Genomic DNA, 20,427 nt, shown 5'->3' with positions numbered 1-20,427 from the left:
GAGGATGGGAAAGTCGACATCGGGTGGGGCTTCAAAGGATGCCGTCCAGTCTAGGAGCCGACCCGATAATTCATCTATACAACTATCCGAGCCGATGTCCCTGGACCGCCCGCGCACCGTCGACGACCTGCTGAACTACCGCCTGAGCCGCCTCTTCGCGGCAAGCGGGGCGATGGTGATCCGCCTGTGCGAGGGCCGCTACGGCATCACGCGGCGCGAGTGGCGGCTGATCGCCCTGCTCGCGGCGCATGGCGCGATGTCGCCCTCGGAACTCTCCCAGCGCGCGCACCTGGAGCGGCCGCGGACCTCGCGCCACATCACCGAGCTGGCGGAGAAGCGCCTGATCCGGCGCGTGGCGGACCTGGAGGACCGCCGCCGCGCGGAAGTGGACCTCACGGAAGAAGGCCGGCGCCTGTACGACGAACTGTTCCCGCAGTCGGTGCACTTCAACGGCGAAGTGCTGTCCGTGCTCTCTCCCGCGGAACTCGAAGCCTTCGAAGCGGCGCTGGACAAGCTCACGGCGAACGCGGAGCGGATCGCCGCCGGCAAGCCGGTGGCGGAGAAGGCGGACCGCCGCCACGGCGGCGCGCGGCGCCTGCGCGGTCGCTAGTTGTCCGTGGTGCCGGGCGCGATGCCGGTCACCACGCGCGCGTAGCGCTGCGAGCTCCAGTACGCGGACGCCCAGTCGATCAGCACGACGATCCGGTTGCGGAAGCCGATCAGGAAGTAGATATGGGCGAACAGCCAGAAGACCCACGCGAACCAGCCGCTGAACTCGATGCGGCGCCACGGCGTCCACAAGTCCACCACCGCCGAATTGCGGCCGATGGTCGCGAGGTTGCCGTAGTCGCGGTAGCGGAAAGGCTGCGTCGCCTCGCCGCGCAGCCGCCGCAGGATGTTCGCGGCCGCCGTGCGGCCCATCTGCTTGGCCGCGGGCGACACGCCGGGCACGGGCCGCGGCTCGTGCCCCGCGAGGTAGCTGCGGGCCGCGGCGAGGTCGCCGATGACGCTGATCTCCGGGTGGCCGGGCAGGCTGAGGTCGGGCTCCACCTGCACGCGCCCGGCGCGGTCCGCCGTGGCGCCGGTCGCGGCCGCGAGCTGGCGCCCGAGCGGCGAGGCCGCGACGCCCGCGGCCCAGACGACGCAGCGGCTCGGGAGGCGGTACGCCGCGCCTTCGGGCGGCTGCACCTCCAGGCCGGCTTCATCGATCGCCGTCACGCGCGAGGCGGTGCGCACCTCCACGCCCAGGCGCTCCAGCTGCTTCTGCGCGGACGCGCTCAGTGCTTCGGGCATCGCCTGCAGCACGCGCGGGCTGCCTTCCAGCAGCAGGATGCGCGCGCCCGCGGGATCGATGTGGCGGAACTCGCCGGGCAAGGTGTGGCGCGCGATCTCCGCCAGCGTGCCCGCCATCTCCACGCCCGTGGGGCCGGCGCCGATCACCACGAAGGTCAGCCAGGCGGCGCGCGCCGCCGGGTCTTCCTCCTTCTCCGCGGCTTCGAAGGCGAACAGCACGCGGCGGCGGATCTCGAACGCGTCGGCGAGGGTCTTGAGCCCCGGCGCGAAGCGCGCCCAGTCGTCGCGCCCGAAGTAGCTGTGCGTGGCGCCGGCGGCGACGATGAGGTGGTCGTAGGGCAGCGTGCCGCCGTCGGCGAGGCGCACCGTGCGCGCGGCGGGATCGATGTCGGCGACCTCGCCGAGCAGCGTCGTCACGTTGGCCTGGCGGCGAAAGAGGTGCCGCACCGGCGCGGCGATGGCGGGCGCCGACAGTCCCGCCGTCGCCACCTGGTACAGCAAGGGCTGGAACAGGTGGTGGTTGGTGCGATCGACCACGGTGATGTCGACGTCGGCGCGTTCGAGGGCGCGGGCCGCCTCCAGCCCGCCGAACCCGCAACCGATGATGACGATGCGCGGCTTCTTGTTCTTGTCCGTCACGCGCTCAGTCTAGCAAACGATGCTTGAGGGCGTAGTACGTGAGGTCGCTGTTGGAGCGCGCATCGAGCTTGCGCATCAGGCGCGCGCGGTAGGTGCTGACGGTCTTCGCGCTGAGCGACAGTTCGGCCGCGACCTCGCCCGCCGTGCAGCCCTGCGCGAGCTTCAGGAACACCTGCAGCTCGCGCGCGGAGAGCTGCTCGTGCAGCCCGCCCGGCGTCGGCGTGATCACCTGCGTCGCGAGCAGTTCGGCGACCACCGGCGTGATGTAGCGCCCGCCCTGCGCCACGCGCCGGATCGCGTCGATGATCTCGGTCGGCTCGCAGGCCTTGTTCAGGTACCCGCTGGCGCCATTGCGGATCAGCGGCACGGCGTACTGGTGTTCGGGATAGCCGGAGAGCACGATCACGCCCACGTGTTCGGCCTTGGCCTTGATCATGGTGAGCGCGTCGATGCCGCTCTGCCCCGGCATGTCCAGGTCCAGCAGCAGCACGTCGACGGCCTGCGTGCGCACCAGGTCGATCGCCTCGCGGCCGGACGCAGCCTCCGCGATGACGCGGATGCCGTCCTGCTCGTCGAGGTAGCAGCGCAGCGCCGTGCGCGTGATGGGATGGTCGTCGGCGATGCCCACGCGGATGACACGCGCGGCCCAGGGCCCCTGGGGCGGTGCCCCGGTGTGCTCGATCGCGGCAAGGCGTTGCAGCTTCACGGCCGTCTCCTGTGCCTCCCGGGCCTTCACGGCCCCGACAGAGACATTAAGAGACGTCGCGTTGATCGGTCACGTAGTCTTGCGCCTACAGCACGGTAGGAAGATCACGCATTGTGTCGCCCCTTTGCGCGAGGCAGGAAAGGCGCGCCTCAGGGCTGGCGCGGTTCGACGTCCGTGACGTCGCCCAGGCGCACGCGCGGCGAGCCCGCGGCGGCGTCCGCGCGCGGCGTGCGGCTCGCGGCTCCACTGGCCCGGCGCATCATCTCCTCGAAGCCCTGGCGCGGCCCGAAGCGCATGCCGAAGGGATGCACCGGCCGGCCCGTCAGCCGCGCCCACAGCGCCCGCACCGACCACAGCGCGAGCAGCAGCACGAACACGGCGAAGAGGCTCGCGACGAAGACGAGGCCCGCGAGGACCAGCACGGCCCGGAGGAGGAAGGAAAGGATCAGGGGCATGGAGGAGATGGTAAGGGCAGGGAAAAGCCGGGGCCCGGCCCCGGCTTTCCCGGCCCGCGACCTCAGGCGGTGGCCGCTTCGCGGGGCGAGCCTTCGCGCTCGCCGAAGTGGAAGACGCCGGGCTCGCGCACCGGGTCGACTTCCACCGGGATGGTGCTCTTGGGCGGGAAGCGCCCTTCGAGGATCAGCCGCGACAGCGGGTTCTCGATGCGCTGCTGGATCGCCCGCTTGAGCGGCCGCGCGCCGAACACCGGGTCGAAGCCCACCTTCGCCAGTTCTTCCAGCGCCGCCGGCGACACCTGCAGGTGCAGGTCCATCTTCGCGAGGCGCTGCTCCAGCACCCGCAGCTGGATCTTCGCGATCTGCGCGATGTGCTGCGCGTCGAGTCCGTGGAACACCACCGTCTCGTCGATGCGGTTCAGGAACTCGGGGCGGAAGTGGTTCTTCAGCTCGTCCCACACCGCGTCCTTCACGTCCTCGTAGGGCTTGCCCACCATCGCCTGGATCATGTGCGATCCGATGTTGGAGGTCATGACGATCACCGTGTTCTTGAAGTCCACGGTGCGGCCCTGGCCGTCGGTGAGGCGCCCGTCGTCGAGCACCTGCAGCAGCACGTTGAACACGTCGTGGTGCGCCTTCTCGACCTCGTCGAGCAGGATCACGCTGTAGGGCTTGCGGCGCACGGCTTCCGTGAGGTAACCGCCCTCCTCGTAGCCCACGTAGCCGGGCGGCGCGCCGATCAGGCGGGCCACCGAGTGCTTCTCCATGAACTCGCTCATGTCGACGCGGATCAGGTGCTCCTCGCTGTCGAACAGGAAGTTCGCCAGCGCCTTGCACAGCTCCGTCTTGCCCACGCCCGTCGGGCCCAGGAACAGGAAGGAGCCCGTCGGCCGGTTCGGGTCGGAGAGGCCGGAGCGCGAGCGGCGGATGGCGTTGGCCACCGCGGCGATCGCCTCGTCCTGGCCGACCACGCGCTCGTGCAGCTTGCCTTCCATCAGCAGCAGCTTCTCGCGCTCGCCCTGCATCAGCTTGGACACGGGGATGCCCGTGGCGCGCGCCACGACCTCGGCGATTTCCTCCGCGCCGACCTGCGTGCGCAGCAGCTGCGGCTTGCCGCTCTTGCCCTTGGCGGTCTCGGCGGCCTGCGCTTCCTTCAGCTGCTTCTCGAGCGTGGGCAGCTTGCCGTACTGCAGCTCGGCGACCTTGTTGAAGTCGCCCTTGCGCTTGAACTCCTCGATCTGGAACTTGACCTTCTCCATCTCCTCGCGGATCTGGGCGCTGCCTTGCGCGGCGGCCTTCTCGGACTTCCACACTTCCTCGAGGTCGGAGATCTCCTTCTGCAGGCGGACGATCTCGTCGTTGATCAGGCCCAGGCGCTTCTGCGAAGCCTCGTCCTTCTCCTTCTTCATCGCCTCGCGCTCGATCTGCAGCTGGATCATGCGGCGGTCGAGGCGGTCGATGGCTTCCGGCTTGGAGTCGATCTCGATCTTGATCTTGGAAGCGGCCTCGTCGATCAGGTCGATGGCCTTGTCCGGCAGGAAGCGGTCCGTGATGTAGCGGTGCGAGAGCTCCGCGGCGGCCACGATGGCGGGGTCCGTGATGTCCACGCCGTGGTGCGCCTCGTACTTCTCCTGCAGGCCGCGCAGGATGGCGATGGTGGCCTCCACGCTCGGCTCGCCCACGAGGATCTTCTGGAAGCGGCGCTCCAGCGCGGCGTCCTTCTCGATGTACTTGCGGTATTCGTCCAGGGTGGTCGCGCCGACGCAGTGCAGCTCGCCGCGCGCGAGCGCCGGCTTGAGCATGTTGCCCGCGTCCATGGCACCTTCGGCCTTGCCCGCGCCCACCATCGTGTGCAGTTCGTCGATGAAGACGATGGTCTTGCCTTCGTCCTTGGCGAGCTCGTTCAGCACGGACTTCAGGCGCTCCTCGAACTCGCCGCGGTACTTGGCGCCGGCGAGCAGCGCCGCCATGTCCAGCGACAGCACGCGCTTGTCCTTGAGCGTTTCCGGCACCTCGCCCGCCACGATGCGCTGCGCCAGGCCTTCGACGATGGCGGTCTTGCCCACGCCGGGCTCGCCGATCAGCACGGGGTTGTTCTTGGTGCGGCGCTGCAGGACCTGGATCGCGCGGCGGATCTCCTCGTCGCGGCCGATCACGGGGTCGAGCTTGCCCTGGCGGGCGCGCTCGGTGAGGTCGAGGGTGTACTTCTTCAGCGACTCGCGCTGGCCTTCGGCTTCGGGGTTGTCCACGTTCTGGCCTCCACGCACGGCGTCGATCGCCGCTTCCAGCGACTTGCGGGTGAGCCCGTTCTCGCGGGCGATGCGGCCGATGTCCTGCTTGGTCTCGGCCACCGCGAGCAGGAACAGCTCGCTGGCGAAGAACTGGTCGTTGCGCTTGAGCGCCTCCTTCTCCGTCTGCTGCAGCAGCGCGGCGAGGTCGCGGCCGATCTGGACCTGCTCCTGCCCCTGCACCTGCGGCAGCTTGTGCATGGCGCCTTCGGCGGCGGCGAGCAGCCCCGGCACGTTGGTGCCGGCGCGCTGCAGCAGCGCGCGCGGCCCGTCCTCCTGCCGCAGCATGGCCACGAGCAGGTGGGCCGGCTCGATGTAGGCGTGGTCGTTGGCCAGCGCCAGGCTCTGGGCGTCGGCCAGGGCCTCCTGGAATTTGGTCGTGAGCTTGTCGAGTCGCATGAAATACTCCGTTACGGCCCAGATAGGTCGAGCCCGGTACTTTTCAAGGTCCGACTGTAGGACGCGTTCCAGCCCAGCCGGGGTGACTAGAATCAAATGATGCAGATCCACCAGATGTCGGTCACCTACCTGCCCGAGCAGGACCGCATCCTCATGCGCATCAACACCGTCGAAGGCGAGGAGATGCGGATGTGGCTGACCCGCCGGCTCATGGTCGGGTTGTGGCCGCTGCTCTCGAAGCTGCTGACCGAGCACCTGCTCAAGCTGGAATCCGCCGGCGCGTCGCTGTCGGGTGCCAACCCGGAGCTGAAGAAGATGCTCGCCGAATTCCGCAAGGAGGAGTTCCTCCAGCACGCGGACTTCGACACGCCCTACAAGGAAGGGCAGCACCGGCTGCCGCTCGGCGAGGACCCGCTGCTGGTGACCGACGTCGACGCCACGCCGCTGGCGAGCGGGCCGCTGCGCCTGAACTTCAACGAGCGCCCGCCCCACGGCGACGCCAAGCCGCGCAGCTTCCAGATGGAGATGCAGCCCAAGCTGATGCAGGGGCTGATGCACCTGCTGGACCAGGCGCTGCTGCAGTCGCAATGGCGGGAGCCCTTCGTGCCACTCGCGGCGCCGGAGCCGGCGCAGGACGACGACGGGGCGAAGCCGCGGTACCTGAATTGAGGCTGCCAGCTGGGGTGCGCCTGCGGCGCAACCCAGCCTACGATGCGCCGTGAATCAACCCTTTCGCGTGCGAGGCGCGTAGGCTGGGTTGCACGAAGTGCACCCCAGCGTTCCCCGCATCATTTCTTCTCCAGCGCGAAGCCGGCGACCGTCTTGTAGTCGTCCGAGATCCGCCGCAGTTCCTCCTGGCTCACGAGGTCGTCGATGGTGCCCGGGAAGGGCTTGCCGCCACTGAGTTCGTCCGCCTTCATGATGATGAAGTCCGGCGGCACCGTGCGGTTGGTCTCCACCACCTTCGCCGTCGCGGGCAGGCGCTGCGCCTCGTACGCCTGCAGCGCCGCGAGGGGATCGCCGCCCGCGGCCAGCAGGCCGGAGAGCGTCGCCGCGTCGAGCAACGCCTGCGCGCTCCCGTTGGAGCCGCGCGGATACATCGGGTGCGCCGCGTCGCCGAGGAAGGTGACGCGGCCGAAGGTCCAGCGCGGCACCGGGTCCTTGTCGACCATCGGGTACTCGAGGATCTCGTTCGCGCCGGTGATCAGTGCAGGCACGTCGAGCCAGTCGAACTTCCAGTCCTGGTACACGGGCCGGAAGTCCTGCAGCCGGCCCGGCTGGTTCCATTCGTTCATGCCCATGTCCGCCGCGCGGATCTCCGCGACCCAGTTGATCAACTGGCGGCCCTGTCCGTCGACGTCGTCGATGATGGGATAGATCACCATCTTCCCGGTGTCGATGGAGCCGATGCGCAGGTAGCTCTTGCCGGTGAGGATGGGCTCGTGCACCGTCACGCCGCGCCAGGTGTTGATGCCTGCGAAGGCCGGCTTCTCGTCGGGATAGAACTGGCGGCGCACCGCGGAGTTCACGCCGTCGCAGGCGATCACGATGTCGGCATCCACGGCGGGGCGCAAGCGGCCCTCGCGGTCCTGGAAGGCCAGCGTGACCTGCTGCTGCTCCTGCTGCAGGCCGACCAGCCGGTGGTCGAGATGGATGCGCCCCGTGCCCAGCCGCTGCAGGGCGGCCTGGTACATCACGCCGTGCAGCTTGCCGCGGTGCATGCCGAGCTCGGGCACCTCGTAGCCCGCGTGGCGGCCACGCGGCTCGCGGTAGATGAACTGCCCCCAGCGGTTGAAGAAGACGCTTTCCAGGTTCTCGATGCCCAGCGGCTCCAGCTGTGGCTGCAGGCCCAGCTTCGCCAGCTCGCGCATCGCATGCGGCAGCAGCGTGATGCCGACGCCCAGCTCGCGCACTTCCGGGGCCTGCTCGTACACGTCGCACGCGATGCCGCGCTGGTGCAGGCCGAGCGCGAGCGCCAGGCCGCCGATGCCGCCCCCGACGATGGCAATGCGCATCATTCGGCCTTGATGCCCGCGCGCTTCACGACGCCCGCCCAGCGGTCCGCGTCGCGCGCGACGAGGCGCCGGAACTCGTCGGGCGAGCTGGTCGCCGGGTCCATGCCCTGCGTCTGGAACGCGGTGCGCACTTCCGCGGTGCCGAGGATGTCGCGCAGCTCGTGGTTCAGCTTCTGCACCTGGTCGGCCGGCGTGCCGGGCGGCGCGAAGATGCCGTACCACATGTCGACGTTCACGTCGCCCGCATGCGCTTCCTTCAGCGTGGGCAGCTCCGGCAGGAGCGCATGGCGCTTGTCGCTGCCGATGCCGAGCGCCACCAGCTTGCCGGCCTTCACGTGCGGCAGCGCCACGTGGATGGGCAGGAACATCGCATCGACCTGGCCGCCCAGCAGGTCGGTGACGGCCTGCGCCGTGCCGCGGTACGGGATGTGGGTGAGGAACACGCCCGCGGTCTGCTTGAACAGCTCCATGGACATGTGGTGCGGCGTGCCGACGCCGGGGCTCGCGTAGTTCAGCTTGCCCGGCTTCGCCTTCGCTGCGGCGACCAGGTCTGCGGCCGTCTTGAAGCCGGTGCTGGGCGGCGCCACCAGGATCAGCTGCCCCCAGCTGGTGAGCGACACCGGGACGAGGTCCTTCACCGGGTCGAAGGGCAGTTGCGGATACAGGCTCCTGTTCATCACGAGCGTGTTCACGCTCACGAGCAGCGTGCTGCCGTCGGCGGGGGCGCGCACCACCGCCTCGGTGCCGATGTTGCCCGAGGCGCCCGCGCGGTTTTCCACGACGACGGGGCGGCCGAGCCGCTGGCTCAGGCGCGGCCCGACGGTGCGCGCCACGATGTCGATGCCCGTGCCGGGCGTGAACGGCACGATGAGCTTGAGCGGGACGCCCGCGGCCGCGGGCTGGGGCGCCTGCGCGAAGGCGGCGAGGCTGCACAGGGCAAGGGCGGCTGTCGCCGCACGGACAAGCAGGTTCATTGCGTTGCGGGGCTTGCGAGTTGGCATGCTAACGAGTATGCGCGGCGCGGGACGAGGCACAATCGGCGCATACCCCAAGGACCCCGCCTTTGCCAGCCCCGCAGAAGACCCCCGTCAGCCTGTCCCGGCTGTATGCCCGCCCCGGCTTCCTGCTGCGCCGCGCGCACCAGATCTCGGCCGCCGTCTTCGAGGACGCCTGCAAGGACCTCGGCCTCACGCCTGCCCAGTTCGGCGTGCTCACGGTGCTGCAGGCGCATCCGGGCCTCGGCCAGTCGACCCTCGCGCGCGCGCTCGGCTTCGACAAGGTGACGGTGCTGCGCGTGCTGCGCGGCCTGCAGGCGCGCGGCTTCGTGGCGCGCGGGCCGGCCGAGGACAACCGCCGCAACGTGTCGGTGACGCTCACGCGCGAGGGCGAGCGCATCCTGCAGCAGGCGCAGAAGCCTGCAGAGCGCGCGTACCGGCGCCTCATGGCGCCGCTCAATCGCGAGCAGCAGGACCAGCTGCTGGAGCTGCTGCAGCTGCTCACCGGCGGGCTCGAGGACGAGGCGCGCGCCGCGTTCGTGCCGCCGCCCGCGCCAGCCACGCGTCAGGTGGCGTGACGCGACGCTCCGGTATGCTCGCCGGATGCCCGACAACGACACCTCCCGCTTCCGCCCGCTGCGCCGCCTCGCGCTGGCCGGCCTGTTCACCCTTGCCGCCGGCCTTGCGCAGGCCCAATCGGGCGCCCCGGTGCGCATCCTGGTCGGCTTCCCGCCCGGCGGCGGCACCGACGCGATCGCGCGCACGCTCGCCGAGAAGCTGAAGGACCAGCTCGGCGCGCCGGTGGTGGTGGAAAACCGCGCGGGCGCGGGAGGCCAGATCGCGGCGCAGGCGCTCAAGGCGGCGGCGCCGGACGGCAACACCCTCTTCCTCAGCCACGACCACTCGATCTCGATCCTGCCGCTCGTGACGAAGAACCCCGGCTTCGATCCTGCGGTGGACTTCGTGCCCGTCTCGGGCTTCGCCACCTTCGCCAACGCCCTGGCCGTCTCCGGCGGCACGCCGGCGAAGTCGGTGGCCGAGTACGTCCGCCACGTGCAGACCTCCGGCGGCAAGGACACGATCGGCGTGCCGGCGCCCGCGTCCATCCCCGAGTTCCTGGTCGGCATGGTCGCCGCCCGGTACAAGCTGGACCTGCAGGCGGCGCCCTACCGCGGCGGCGCGCCCATGATGGCCGACATGCTCGGCAACCAGATCAAGGCCGGCGTGGCGTCCGTTCCCGACTTCATCGAGAACCACAAGGCCGGCCGGCTGCGCATCGTGGCCGTGATCGGCGACAAGCGCCAGGCCATCCTGCCCGACGTGCCCACCTTCGCCGAACTGGGCGTCGCCGGCCTCGAGGAACTGCCTTACTACGGCTTCTTCGCGCCCGCGGGCACGCCGCCCGCCGTGGTGGAGCGCTTCAACCAGGCGCTCGCGAAAGTGATCGCGATGCCGGACGTGCGCGAGCACCTGGCCGCGATGGGCCTGGCGGTGGCATACCAGCCGCAGGCCGCGTTCGCGAAGCGCGTGACGAGCTATACGGCGACGTGGGACAGGATCATCAAGGCGAGCGGGTTCACGCCGAAGTAGGCTGGGTTGGCGAAGCCACCCCAGCGATCAGGCGAGCGCCGCGAAGCTGGGGTGCGCTGGCGCGCAACCCAGCCTACGAATTCGCGCTGTCGATGCCCCAGCGGCGAAGCGCAGCATCGTCGGCGACGCGGGCGTCCACCCACCGCTCGCCTTCCGGCGTGCTTTCCTTCTTCCAAAACGGCGCCTGCGTCTTCAGGTAGTCCATCAGGAACTCGCAGGCCTGGAAGCTTTCGCCGCGGTGGGCGGAGGTGACGGCGACCAGCACGATCTGGTCCTCGACCTTCAACGGACCCACGCGATGGATCACGCGCACGCCGCGGATGTCGAAGCGGCGCAGCGCCTCGTCGATCATGTGCTCGATCGCCTTCTCCGTCATGCCGGGATAGTGCTCCAGCTCCATGGCGGTGACGGCGCTGCCGTCGCTGCGGTCCCTCACGGTGCCGATGAAGCTGCACACCGCGCCGACACCGCCGTCGCCGGCGCGCAGCGCGGCGATCTCGGCGGCGACGTCGAAATCCTCGGTCTGGATGGAGACGCGGGCCATGCTCAGCCCCCGGTGACGGGCGGGAAGAACGCGACCTCGGCGCCTTCGCGCAAGGCAGCCGACTCGTCGCTCATCACCTGGTCGAGCGCCATCCGCACGGCACGCCCGCGGGCGAGCACGGCGGCATAAGGCGCGCCGCGCGCGACGAGCTCCTCGCGCAGCGCACCGAGCGTCTCGCTGCGGGTCTGCAGCTCCTCGCTGCCCTGCCCCACCGCTTCGCGGATCGAGGCGAAATAACGGATCCTGACCTTCATGCCAGCAACTCCGCCAGCGGCAGGAAGCGCACGAAGTCCCCGCGCGCGATGGTCGCCCCCGCCGGCACGTCCACGAGCCCGTCGGCCCACACGGTGGACGTCAGCACGCCGGAACTCTGGTTCGGGAACAGCGTGAGCCCGCCTTCGAGGTCGCGGCGCGCGCGCAGGAACTCGCGGCGCTTGTCGGGCCGGGGCCAGTCGAAGTCGGCGCGCAGCTGCACGGCACGCGCCGACAGCTGCGCCGCGCCCTGCAGCTTCAGCAGGAAGGGCCGCACCAGGACGAGGAAGGTGACGAAGCTCGAGACGGGGTTGCCTGGCAGGCCGATGAAATGCGCATGGCCCACATGGCCGTACGCGAAGGGCTTGCCCGGCTTCATCGCGATCTGCCACAGGTCCAGCGAGCCGAGCTGCTGCACGGCGGGCTTGATGTGGTCTTCCTCGCCGACGGACACGCCGCCGCTGGTGAGGATCAGGTCGTTGCTCTGCGCCGCGGTCCGCAGCGCCTCGATGGTGGCATCGCGCCGGTCCGGGACGATGCCGAGGTCCTGCACCTCGCAGCCGAGCCGCAGCAGCAGGCTGCGCAGGAAGAAGCGGTTGGAGTTGTAGATGGCGCCGGGCTTCATGGCCTCGGGCGCCACCTGCCCCGGCATCACCAGTTCGTCGCCCGTGGAGAACAGGGCCACGCGCGGGCGCTGCGCCACCACCAGGCGGTCGCGGCCGATGCTCGCAGCCAGGCCTTGCGCGGCGGGGCCGATGCGCTCTCCGCGCGCCAGCACCGTGCTGCCACGCGTGATGTCCTCGCCGCTGCGGCGGATCCACTGGCCCGCCGAAGGCACGCGCTGGATGCGCACGCGGCCGTCGGGCAGCTGCTCCGTGTCTTCCTGCATCACGATGGCGTCGGCGCCTTCGGGCACGGGCGCGCCGGTGAAGATGCGGGCCGCGGTTCCGGGCTGCAGCGGCTGCGCAGCGGCACCCGCGGGGATGCGCTGGCTCACGGGCAGCGGCACGCCTTCGTCGGCGATCTCCGCCACGCGCACGGCGTAGCCGTCCATGGAGCTGTTGTCCTGCGGCGGCACCTGCAGCGGCGAGACGAGGTCTTCCGCCAGCACGCGTCCATCCGCCTCGAAGGTGGCGACGCTCTCGGTGCCGGGCAGCAGCCGCGCGTGCGACAGCAGCTCCAGCAGCGCGTCGTCCAGGGGGCGCAGCGGCGGACGCTTCTCGGTCATGCGTATCGCTCCGGGTCGTAGTCGAACCGGTCCCCATTGTCGACCAGCCACTGCGCGACGGCATCGGGGTCGTTCAGATCCAGCACGGGCCGCAGGGTGGGCGCGGGCAGGCGGTCGGGCGCGTCGGTGGCGATCGCGACGACGAAGTCGTCGTCCGGGTAGCGCGCGGGCTTGCCGGCGTCGGGCCGCCAGATCTCGACCTTGAGCAGGTTGCTCTGCTTGAAGCCTTCCACCAGGACCCAGTCCACGCCGTCGTAGAGCTCCGCGATCAGGTGGTGCACGGAGAGCTCGGCAGGCTGCTCGAACTCGCGCATCAGCGCCAGCCTCCGGTCCGAGGCGACCACGACCTCGAAGGCGCCGGCCTCGCGGTGGCGGTACGTGTCCTTGCCGGGATGGTCGATGTCGAACTTGTGGTGCGCGTGCTTCACGACGGAGACGCGCAGGCCCCGCAGCTTCAGCGCGGGGATCAGTTGCTCCACGAGATGGGTCTTGCCCGAGCCGGAGTAACCGGCGAAGCCGACGACCTTCATGCGCAGTGCGCGGCGATGAACTGCTTCACCTTCTCCGCGTCGGCGGGCAGCACGGTCACGCGCTTGGGGAGGTTCTCGATGCCCGCGAACTTCGCGGGGCGGTCGGGCTCGCGGCCCAGCGCCTCCACGATGGTCGCGGCGAACTTGATCGGCAACGCGGTCTCGAGGACGATCATGGGGATGCCGGGCTGCAGCTGCTCGCGGGCGACCTTCAGGCCGTCGGCGGTGTGCGTGTCGATCATCGTGCCGAAGCGCTCGAAGGTGTCGCGGATGGTCGCGAGGCGGTCGGCATGCGTGCTCTTGCCGGACACGAAGCCGTACTGCTCCCGGCCTGCCAGCGCGGCGTGCGACAGGTCGAACCGCCCCTTGGCCGCGAGCTCCTCGGCAAACAGGTAGCGCACCTTCGCGCCGTCGCGCTCCAGCAGGTCGAACACGAAGCGCTCGAAGTTGCTCGCCTTGGAGATGTCCATCGAGGGGCTGGAGGTCTCGTACGTGTCCTTGCTGCCCCGGACGCGGTAGACGCCCGTGCGGAAGAACTCGTCGAGGACGTCGTTCTCGTTCGTCGCGAGCACGAGCCTGGCGATCGGCAGGCCCATCATGCGCGCGACGTGGCCGGCGCAGATGTTGCCGAAGTTGCCGGAAGGCACCGCGAAGCTCACGCGCTCGTCGTTCGACTTCGTCGCCTGGAAGTAGCCGGCGAAGTAGTAGACGACCTGCGCCACGAGCCGCGCCCAGTTGATCGAATTGACCGTGCCGATGCGGTACTTGCGCTTGAACGCGAGGTCGTTGGAGACCGCCTTCACGATGTCCTGGCAGTCGTCGAAGACGCCCTCGATCGCGAGGTTGTGGATGTTGGCGTCCTGCAGGCTGAACATCTGCGCCTGCTGGAAGGGGCTCATGCGGCCGTGCGGCGAGGTCATGAAGACGCGCACGCCCTTCTTGCCGCGCATCGCGTATTCGGCGGCGCTGCCGGTGTCGCCGGACGTCGCGCCGAGGATGTTCAGCTCCTCCCCGCGGCGGCCGAGCTCGTACTCGAACAGGTTGCCGAGCAGCTGCATGGCCATGTCCTTGAAGGCCAGCGTGGGGCCGTTGGACAGGGCTTCGAGGTACACGCCCTTTTCCAGCTGCTTCAGCGGGACGATCGCCTGCGTGCCGAACACCTCCTCGGTGTAGGTCTTGCGCGTGATGGCGCGCAGGTCCTCGGCCGGGATGTCGTCGATGTAGAGGGAGAGGATCTCGAAGGCGAGCGCGTGGTACGGCAGGCCGCGCCACTTCGCGAGCGTGGCCGCATCGACCTTCGGGTAGGACTCGGGCAGGTAGAGCCCGCCGTCCGGCGCCAGGCCTTCCAGCAGGATCTCGCAGAAGTGCTTGCGGTCGGGATGGCCGCGGGTGGACAGGTACAGCATGGTCCTCGGCCCTCAGGCCAGTTCTTCCTTGCGGATGCGCACGATGGGCGCGAGCACGGTGGCCAGGCCCTGCATCTGCGCGATCACCTCGTTCATCGTGCCTTCGCGCACCGTGTGCGTGAGCAGGATCAGGTCGGTCTGCGTCGCGCCCTTGCCGCCCAGCGCCGAGGCTTCGCGCTGCAGCATCGCGTCGATGCTGACGCCGGCGTTCGCCAGCAGGCTCGCGACCTTGGCCAGCACGCCCGCCTGGTCGGCGACGCGCAGGCGCAGGTAGTAGCTCGTGACCACCTCGCTCATGGGCAGGATGGCTTCCTCGCTCATCGCGTCCGGCTGGAACGCGAGGTGCGGCACGCGGTGCGCGGCATCCACGGTGTGCAGGCGCGTCACGTCCACGAGGTCGGCGATCACGGCGCTGGCGGTGGGCTCGGAGCCCGCGCCCTTGCCGTAGTAGAGGGTGGTGCCGACGGCATCGCCCTGCACCACCACGGCGTTCATCGCGCCTTCCACGTTGGCGATCAGGCGCTTGCACGGCACCAGCGTCGGGTGCACGCGCAGCTCGATGCCCTGGGCCGTGCGCTTGGTGATGCCCAGCAGCTTGATGCGGTAGCCCAGCTGCTCCGCGTACTCGATGTCCTGCGACGAGAGCTTGGTGATGCCCTCGACGTAGGCCTTGTCGAACTGCACCGGCACGCCGAACGCGATGGCGCTCATGATCGTCGCCTTGTGCGCGGCGTCCACGCCTTCGATGTCGAAGGTGGGATCCGCCTCCGCGTAGCCCAGGCGCTGCGCTTCCTTCAGCACCACGTCGAAATCGAGGCCCTTGTCCCGCATCTCCGACAGGATGAAGTTGGTGGTGCCGTTGATGATGCCGGCGATCCACTCGATGCGGTTGGCGGTGAGGCCTTCGCGCAGCGACTTGATGATCGGGATGCCGCCGGCCACCGCCGCTTCGAAGGCCACCATCACGCCCTTGGCGTGCGCGGCGGCGAAGATCTCGGTGCCGTGCACGGCCAGCAGCGCCTTGTTGGCGGTGATGACGTGCTTGCCTTGCGCGATGGCTTCCATCACGAGCTGGCGCGCGATGCCGTAGCCCCCGATCAGCTCGATGACGATGTCGATGTCCGGGTTGGCGATGATCTCGCGGGCGTCCTTGACGACCTTCGCGTTCCTGCCGACGACGGCTTCCGCGCGGGCGGTGTCGAGGTCCGCGACCATCGTGATTTCGATGCCGCGGCCCGCGCGGCGCTTGATCTCGGCCTGGTTGCGCTTCAGGACGTTGAAGACACCGCTGCCCACGGTGCCTATGCCCAGCAGGCCGACTTGGATCGGATTCATTTCGAGTGACGCTTGCGATATTGGTCTAGGAAGCGCGCGATGCGGCCGACGGCCTCGCGCAGGTCGTCCTCGTGCGGCAGGAAGACGATGCGGAAGTGGTTGTTGTCCGGGTAGTTGAAGCCGGAGCCCTGCACCAGCATCACGCGCGTGGCCTGCAGCAGTTCCAGGAAGAACTGGCGGTCGTCCGCGATGGGGTACATCTTCGGGTCGAGCCGCGGGAACATGTAGAGCGCGGCCTGCGGCTTGTTGCAGGTGACGCCGGGAATGGCGGTGATCAGCTCGTAGGCCAGGTCGCGCTGGCGGCGCAGGCGCCCGCCGGGGCCGACCAGCTCGCCGATGCTCTGGTAGCCGCCCAGCGCCGTCTGGATGGCCCACTGGCCCGGCACGTTGGCGCACAGGCGCATGTTCGAGAGCATGGTGAGGCCCTCGATGTAGTCGGCGGCGGCCTTCTTGTCGCCGGAGACCACCAGCCAGCCGGCGCGGTAGCCGCAGGAACGGTAGCTCTTGGACAGCGAATTGAACGTGAGCGTCAGCACGTCTTCCGACAGGCTCGCGATCGCGGTGTGCTTCACGCCGTCGTAGAGGACCTTGTCGTAGACCTCGTCGGCGAAGATGACCAGGTTGTGCTGGCGGGCGATCGCCACGATCTCGCGCAGGAGTTCGTCGGAGTACAGCGCGCCGGTGGGGTTGTTCGGGTTGATCACCACGATGCCCTTGGTGGACGGGGTGATCTTGCGGCGGATGTCCGCCGGGTCCGGCATCCAGCCGTTGGCCTCGTCGCACTGGTAGTGCACCGGCGTGCCGCCGGCGAGCGCCGTGCAGGCGGTCCACAGCGGGTAGTCCGGCGAGGGAATGAGCAGCTCGTCGCCCTCGTTCAGCAGCGCGTTGGTGGCGATGGCGATCAGCTCGCTCGCCCCGTTGCCCAGCCAGATGTCGTCGAGCGTGACGCCCTGGATGCCCTGCTGCTGGGTGTAGTGCATCACCGCCTTGCGCGCGGCGAAGATGCCCTTGCTGTCGGAGTACCCCGCGGAGTTCGCGAGGTTGCGGATCATGTCCTGCTGGATCTCTTCCGGCGCATCGAAGCCGAACGGCGCGAGGTTGCCGATGTTCAGCTTGATGATCTTGTGCCCTTCTTCCTCCATCTGCCGGGCCGCGTCCATGATGGGACCGCGGATGTCGTACAGCACGTTGGCGAGCTTGGTGGATTTCTGGACGGTCTTCAAAGGCCCTCCGCAAGGCGGTGAGAGGAGGTGAAACCTATAATTTGACCATAGATTGCCTGCGGCTCTTCCGAGAGGGCCGCCATCTCCACCCTCTCCGGATCCCCCTTGAAGCTCCAGCCCGATCAGTCCGACGCACAGACCATCACCGGCTACGGCCCCGGCTGGGTGGGCGTGGGTTCGGGCGCCGGGGCGGAAAAGATCACGCACAACGTCGTCCTGGGCTCGCGCGGCGAACGTTTCGCCTGGGCAGGCAGCTACGAGGAGCTGGGACCGGAACACTTCGCGCAGCTCGCCGCGCTGAAGGTCGAAGTGGTGATCTTCGGCAGCGGGCCGCGCATCCGCTTCCCCCGGCCCGCCTGGATCGCCCCCCTGGCGCAGGCGCGCATCGGCATCGAGACCATGGACACGGCGGCCGCCTGCCGCACCTACAACATCCTGGCGCAGGAGGGGCGGGAGGTGGCAGTGGCCCTTCTCCTCGATCAACCGTCCTGAAGCAGGAGGCGCCGAAGAGGCGTTTGGCGGTAAAATCTCCAGTTGCGGCCGGGCCTGCGCGTAGCCTTGCCGCCACCGCGCAGACTGTCACACAGAACCACACACCGCACCAGGACCTATGGCGATCGTTGTCAACAAACCCCTTCCAGAATTCGAAGCGAACGCCACCGGCGGCATCAAGGTGACCAACACGTCCCACCTGGGGCAGATCCTGGTGCTGTACTTCTACCCGAAGGACAACACCCCGGGCTGCACCACCGAGGCGATGCAGTTCCGTGACAAGTACAAGGACTTCGTGAAGGCCGGCGCCGTGGTGCTGGGCGTCTCGCGCGACAACATGAAGTCGCACGACGAGTTCAAGACCAAGCTCGAACTGCCCTTCGAGCTGATCGCCGACACCGAAGAGAAGATGTGCCACATGTTCGGCGTGGTGAAGAACAAGATCATGTACGGCAAGAAGGTGAAGGGCATCGAGCGCAGCACCTTCCTGGTGGGCGCCGACGGCATCCTGAAGCAGGAGTGGCGTGGCCTGAAGGTTCCGGGCCACGTGGACGACGTGCTGAAGGCCGTGAAGCTGCTGAAGAAGGCTGCCTGAGCCTCCCGCTGGCCTACGGCTGGGCTTTGATGCTCCAGCACAACAGCATGGCGTCCGACATTGTCCTGTCACGCCTGCTATGCATAATGGGCTCATGCCGTTGATCGAGACGCGAAGCGTCATCACCGTCAGTCCCGAAGAAGCCGCCCGGCCCGCCTGGCGGCTTTTTTGTTTCCGCCGTACCTCAACAGGAAGTCGTACCACCCATGCCCCTGCCCCCCGCCCCGACCAAGCGCGCTGCCATGCTCTCGCCGGAAGCCTTCGACGCCCCGGCCCGGTCCTCGCACAAGGCGGCGCGAAAATCGGAGGCGCCTTCGGCCGATAGCGTGCTCGCCGAGCACCCGCAGGCCCAGGACGATTTCGACCCCCGCGCAGGCGGCGGCGACGTGCCCGCGGGCGCGTACGACGCCGAAGTCGAGACCTACCTCGAGGAGCCGCAGCCGGCGCGCAAGAAGAAGGACGTCACCGTCCCCGCGCCGCAGCCCAAGAAGAAGAGATCGACGGGCCCGTCCAAGGTCTTCGTGCTGGACACCAACGTCCTGATGCACGACCCGATGAGCCTGTTCCGCTTCGACGAGCACGACATCTTCCTGCCGATGGTCGTGCTGGAGGAGCTGGACGGCCACAAGAAGGGCACGACCGAAGTCGCGCGCAACGCCCGGCAGGCCAGCCGTTCGCTGGACCAGCTCGCGAGCGCCCAGGGCGCCGACATCAAGGACGGCCTGCGCCTCGACAGCACCGGGCACAAGGAGTCCGGCGGCTGCCTGTTCTTCCAGACCATGCCGCTGTCGCCCACGGGCCTGCCCATGGGCCTGCCGCCGGGCAAGGCGGACAACCAGATCCTGAGCGTCGTGCAGGCGCTGCAGGAGAAGCACGCGCCGCGGCAGGTGGTGCTGGTGTCCAAGGACATCAACATGCGCGTCAAGGCGCGCGCGCTGGGCCTGAACACCGAGGACTACCGCAACGACAAGACGCTGGACGACCTGGACCTGATGTACTCGGGTTCGCTCGCCCTGCCCGCGGACTTCTGGTCCAAGCACGGCAAGACGGTGGAGAGCTGGCAGTCGGGCCAGCACACCTTCTACCGGATCAGCGGGCCCATCGTGCCCAGCCTGTTCATCAACCAGTTCGTGTTCTTCGAGGCGCCCGGCGAGCCGAGCCTGTATGCGCGCGTGATCGAGATTCGCGGCAAGACCGCGGTGCTCAAGACGCTGAAGGACTACGGCCACCTGAAGAACGCCGTCTGGGGCGTCACGACGCGCAACCGCGAGCAGAACTTCGCGATGAACCTGCTGATGGATCCGGAGGTCGACTTCGTGACGCTGTCCGGCACGGCGGGCACCGGCAAGACGCTGATGGCGCTGGCCGCGGGCCTCACCCAGGTGCTGGACGAGCGCCGCTATACCGAGATCATCATGACGCGCGCCACGGTGAGCGTCGGCGAGGACATCGGCTTCCTCCCCGGCACCGAGGAGGAGAAGATGGGCCCCTGGATGGGCGCCCTCGACGACAACCTCGAGGTGCTCGGCAAGACCGAAGGTAGCGCCGGCGAATGGGGCCGCGCCGCCACGAACGAGCTGATCCGCTCGAAGATCAAGATCAAGAGCATGAACTTCATGCGCGGGCGGACCTTCCTGAACAAGTACGTCATCATCGACGAGGCGCAGAACCTGACGCCCAAGCAGATGAAGACGCTGATCACGCGCGCGGGGCCGGGCTCCAAGATCATCTGCATGGGCAACCTGGCGCAGATCGACACGCCCTACCTCACGGAAGGCTCCTCCGGCCTCACGTTCGCGGTCGACAAGTTCAAGGGCTGGCCCCACAGCGGGCACATCACGCTGGCCCGCGGCGAGCGCTCGCGGCTGGCGGATTTCGCGAGCGAAGTGCTCTGACCGCACGGGCATGGAAAAGGGGCGCATCGCGCCCCTTTTTTCTTGGTCTTCACCGGGTTCGGTGGGACATCGAGGACTTCAACCGCCCCTGACATCCATCAAGCGCCGCATGCGCGACGGCGACGGAGGGTCAGTGGTGAGTGGCAGACGCCCGCTTCCGGGCGTCCAGCCGCTCCTGCGTGCACGGCGGGCACGCGCTGATGCCGCGCCCCAGCGGCGTGTAGCGCAGCACCTTCGACAGGCCCTGGCGGCCGCTGGCGGCGCGCGCGACGAGCGTGGTCGCGAGGAAGCCGCCGAGGGCCCGCACGTACCAGCGGCGGTCCTTGCGGGTGAACTGCCACACGGCGACGCCCATCGCGAGCACCATCCAGTGCTCTCCCGGGAAGCCGTCACGGGCCTCGTCCACGGCCTTGAGCTTCTCGATCGGCGACGCCTCGTCGTCGATCTCGGGCTGCAGGTGCTCGGTGGCCAGGAAGGGGGCCGAGGCTTCCGCCAGGGTCGGCAACAGGTCGATCTCTTCGCGCGCCATGCTGTGTCTCCGGTGTGT

The 20,427-nt window shown here is 68.9% G+C and carries 21 protein-coding genes; 7 read left to right on the top strand and 14 right to left on the bottom strand.

Features of this window, described 5'->3' with window-relative positions:
• Window positions 1-94: 94 nt before the first annotated feature.
• Window positions 95-610 (top strand): MarR family winged helix-turn-helix transcriptional regulator, encoded by a 516-nt coding sequence (locus H8N03_RS23340; protein WP_187078638.1) that lies wholly within the window; start codon window positions 95-97, stop codon window positions 608-610.
• On the opposite strand, the gene H8N03_RS23335 is transcribed toward H8N03_RS23340, so the two are convergent.
• The 4 genes from H8N03_RS23335 to clpB all read right to left on the bottom strand — a co-directional run bounded on the left by H8N03_RS23335 (window position 607) and on the right by clpB (window position 5,780).
• Window positions 607-1,932 (bottom strand): NAD(P)/FAD-dependent oxidoreductase, encoded by a 1,326-nt coding sequence (locus H8N03_RS23335; protein ID WP_354005169.1) that lies wholly within the window; start codon window positions 1,930-1,932, stop codon window positions 607-609. The genes H8N03_RS23340 and H8N03_RS23335 overlap by 4 nt on opposite strands.
• Window positions 1,933-1,936: 4 nt before the next feature.
• A complete protein-coding gene (locus tag H8N03_RS23330) occupies window positions 1,937-2,614 on the bottom strand; it encodes a response regulator transcription factor (protein ID WP_187078721.1) in 678 nt (225 codons plus the stop codon).
• A gap of 173 nt (window positions 2,615-2,787) precedes the next feature.
• Entirely contained in the window at window positions 2,788-3,093 is a 306-nt protein-coding gene (locus H8N03_RS23325) for a hypothetical protein (RefSeq protein WP_187078637.1), read from the bottom strand.
• Between the two features lie 62 nt (window positions 3,094-3,155).
• Window positions 3,156-5,780 carry an ATP-dependent chaperone ClpB gene (gene clpB / locus H8N03_RS23320; RefSeq protein ID WP_187078636.1) on the bottom strand — a complete coding sequence of 875 codons (2,625 nt, stop codon included), beginning with the start codon at window positions 5,778-5,780 and terminating at the stop codon, window positions 3,156-3,158.
• Window positions 5,781-5,879: 99 nt separating this feature from the next.
• Between clpB and H8N03_RS23315 the strand changes: the two genes are divergently transcribed.
• Window positions 5,880-6,449 carry a hypothetical protein gene (locus tag H8N03_RS23315; RefSeq protein WP_187078635.1) on the top strand — a complete coding sequence of 190 codons (570 nt, stop codon included), beginning with the start codon at window positions 5,880-5,882 and terminating at the stop codon, window positions 6,447-6,449.
• A 119-nt stretch (window positions 6,450-6,568) separates the two neighbouring features.
• On the opposite strand, the gene H8N03_RS23310 is transcribed toward H8N03_RS23315, so the two are convergent.
• A complete protein-coding gene (locus H8N03_RS23310; RefSeq protein WP_187078720.1) occupies window positions 6,569-7,795 on the bottom strand; it encodes a flavin-dependent oxidoreductase in 1,227 nt (408 codons plus the stop codon).
• Complete coding sequence (locus tag H8N03_RS23305) at window positions 7,795-8,769, bottom strand: tripartite tricarboxylate transporter substrate binding protein (RefSeq protein WP_187078634.1); 975 nt, start codon at window positions 8,767-8,769, stop codon at window positions 7,795-7,797. Before H8N03_RS23305 ends, H8N03_RS23310 begins: the two co-directional genes overlap by 1 nt.
• Before the next feature lie 89 nt (window positions 8,770-8,858).
• Between H8N03_RS23305 and H8N03_RS23300 the strand changes: the two genes are divergently transcribed.
• On the top strand, window positions 8,859-9,368 hold the full coding sequence (locus H8N03_RS23300) for a MarR family winged helix-turn-helix transcriptional regulator (protein ID WP_187078633.1): 510 nt from the start codon (window positions 8,859-8,861) through the stop codon (window positions 9,366-9,368).
• Between the two features lie 25 nt (window positions 9,369-9,393).
• Window positions 9,394-10,380, top strand: coding sequence for a Bug family tripartite tricarboxylate transporter substrate binding protein (locus H8N03_RS23295; protein ID WP_187078632.1), 987 nt, complete (start codon window positions 9,394-9,396; stop codon window positions 10,378-10,380).
• 73 nt (window positions 10,381-10,453) lie between these two features.
• On the opposite strand, the gene H8N03_RS23290 is transcribed toward H8N03_RS23295, so the two are convergent.
• The 7 genes from H8N03_RS23290 to H8N03_RS23260 are packed head-to-tail and all read right to left on the bottom strand — an operon-like array spanning window position 10,454 to window position 16,898.
• Window positions 10,454-10,924, bottom strand: a complete 471-nt coding sequence (locus tag H8N03_RS23290) for a molybdenum cofactor biosynthesis protein MoaE (protein WP_435531684.1) — start codon at window positions 10,922-10,924, stop codon at window positions 10,454-10,456.
• 2 nt (window positions 10,925-10,926) lie between these two features.
• Complete coding sequence (moaD, locus tag H8N03_RS23285; protein WP_187078631.1) at window positions 10,927-11,178, bottom strand: molybdopterin converting factor subunit 1; 252 nt, start codon at window positions 11,176-11,178, stop codon at window positions 10,927-10,929.
• Window positions 11,175-12,404: a molybdopterin molybdotransferase MoeA gene (locus H8N03_RS23280; protein ID WP_187078630.1), complete on the bottom strand. Its 1,230-nt coding sequence runs from the start codon at window positions 12,402-12,404 to the stop codon at window positions 11,175-11,177. The genes moaD and H8N03_RS23280 overlap by 4 nt, the downstream gene beginning before the upstream one ends.
• The gene (gene mobB / locus H8N03_RS23275; RefSeq protein ID WP_187078629.1) at window positions 12,401-12,934 is read right to left on the bottom strand and encodes a molybdopterin-guanine dinucleotide biosynthesis protein B; all 534 of its coding nucleotides are present in this window, start codon (window positions 12,932-12,934) and stop codon (window positions 12,401-12,403) included. The genes H8N03_RS23280 and mobB overlap by 4 nt, the downstream gene beginning before the upstream one ends.
• Entirely contained in the window at window positions 12,931-14,340 is a 1,410-nt protein-coding gene (gene thrC, locus H8N03_RS23270; protein ID WP_187078628.1) for a threonine synthase, read from the bottom strand. Before thrC ends, mobB begins: the two co-directional genes overlap by 4 nt.
• A 12-nt stretch (window positions 14,341-14,352) precedes the next feature.
• A complete protein-coding gene (locus H8N03_RS23265) occupies window positions 14,353-15,675 on the bottom strand; it encodes a homoserine dehydrogenase (protein ID WP_187078627.1) in 1,323 nt (440 codons plus the stop codon).
• Window positions 15,672-16,898 (bottom strand): pyridoxal phosphate-dependent aminotransferase, encoded by a 1,227-nt coding sequence (locus tag H8N03_RS23260; RefSeq protein WP_187078626.1) that lies wholly within the window; start codon window positions 16,896-16,898, stop codon window positions 15,672-15,674. The genes H8N03_RS23265 and H8N03_RS23260 overlap by 4 nt, the downstream gene beginning before the upstream one ends.
• Before the next feature lie 105 nt (window positions 16,899-17,003).
• Between H8N03_RS23260 and H8N03_RS23255 the strand changes: the two genes are divergently transcribed.
• The 3 genes from H8N03_RS23255 to H8N03_RS23245 all read left to right on the top strand — a co-directional run bounded on the left by H8N03_RS23255 (window position 17,004) and on the right by H8N03_RS23245 (window position 19,880).
• Window positions 17,004-17,390, top strand: a complete 387-nt coding sequence (locus tag H8N03_RS23255) for an Mth938-like domain-containing protein (protein WP_187078625.1) — start codon at window positions 17,004-17,006, stop codon at window positions 17,388-17,390.
• A 118-nt stretch (window positions 17,391-17,508) separates the two neighbouring features.
• Window positions 17,509-17,985 carry a peroxiredoxin gene (locus H8N03_RS23250; RefSeq protein WP_187078624.1) on the top strand — a complete coding sequence of 159 codons (477 nt, stop codon included), beginning with the start codon at window positions 17,509-17,511 and terminating at the stop codon, window positions 17,983-17,985.
• Window positions 17,986-18,191: 206 nt separating this feature from the next.
• Window positions 18,192-19,880: a PhoH family protein gene (locus H8N03_RS23245; RefSeq protein WP_187078623.1), complete on the top strand. Its 1,689-nt coding sequence runs from the start codon at window positions 18,192-18,194 to the stop codon at window positions 19,878-19,880.
• Window positions 19,881-20,010: 130 nt separating this feature from the next.
• On the opposite strand, the gene H8N03_RS23240 is transcribed toward H8N03_RS23245, so the two are convergent.
• Complete coding sequence (locus H8N03_RS23240; RefSeq protein ID WP_187078622.1) at window positions 20,011-20,409, bottom strand: hypothetical protein; 399 nt, start codon at window positions 20,407-20,409, stop codon at window positions 20,011-20,013.
• Window positions 20,410-20,427: the final 18 nt, after the last annotated feature.

This window comes from Ramlibacter cellulosilyticus (assembly GCF_014297465.1).
GTDB lineage: Bacteria > Pseudomonadota > Gammaproteobacteria > Burkholderiales > Burkholderiaceae_C > Ramlibacter > Ramlibacter cellulosilyticus.
Note: the sequence above shows the minus strand (reverse complement) of the source record. Positions and strands in the feature narration are given on the sequence as shown.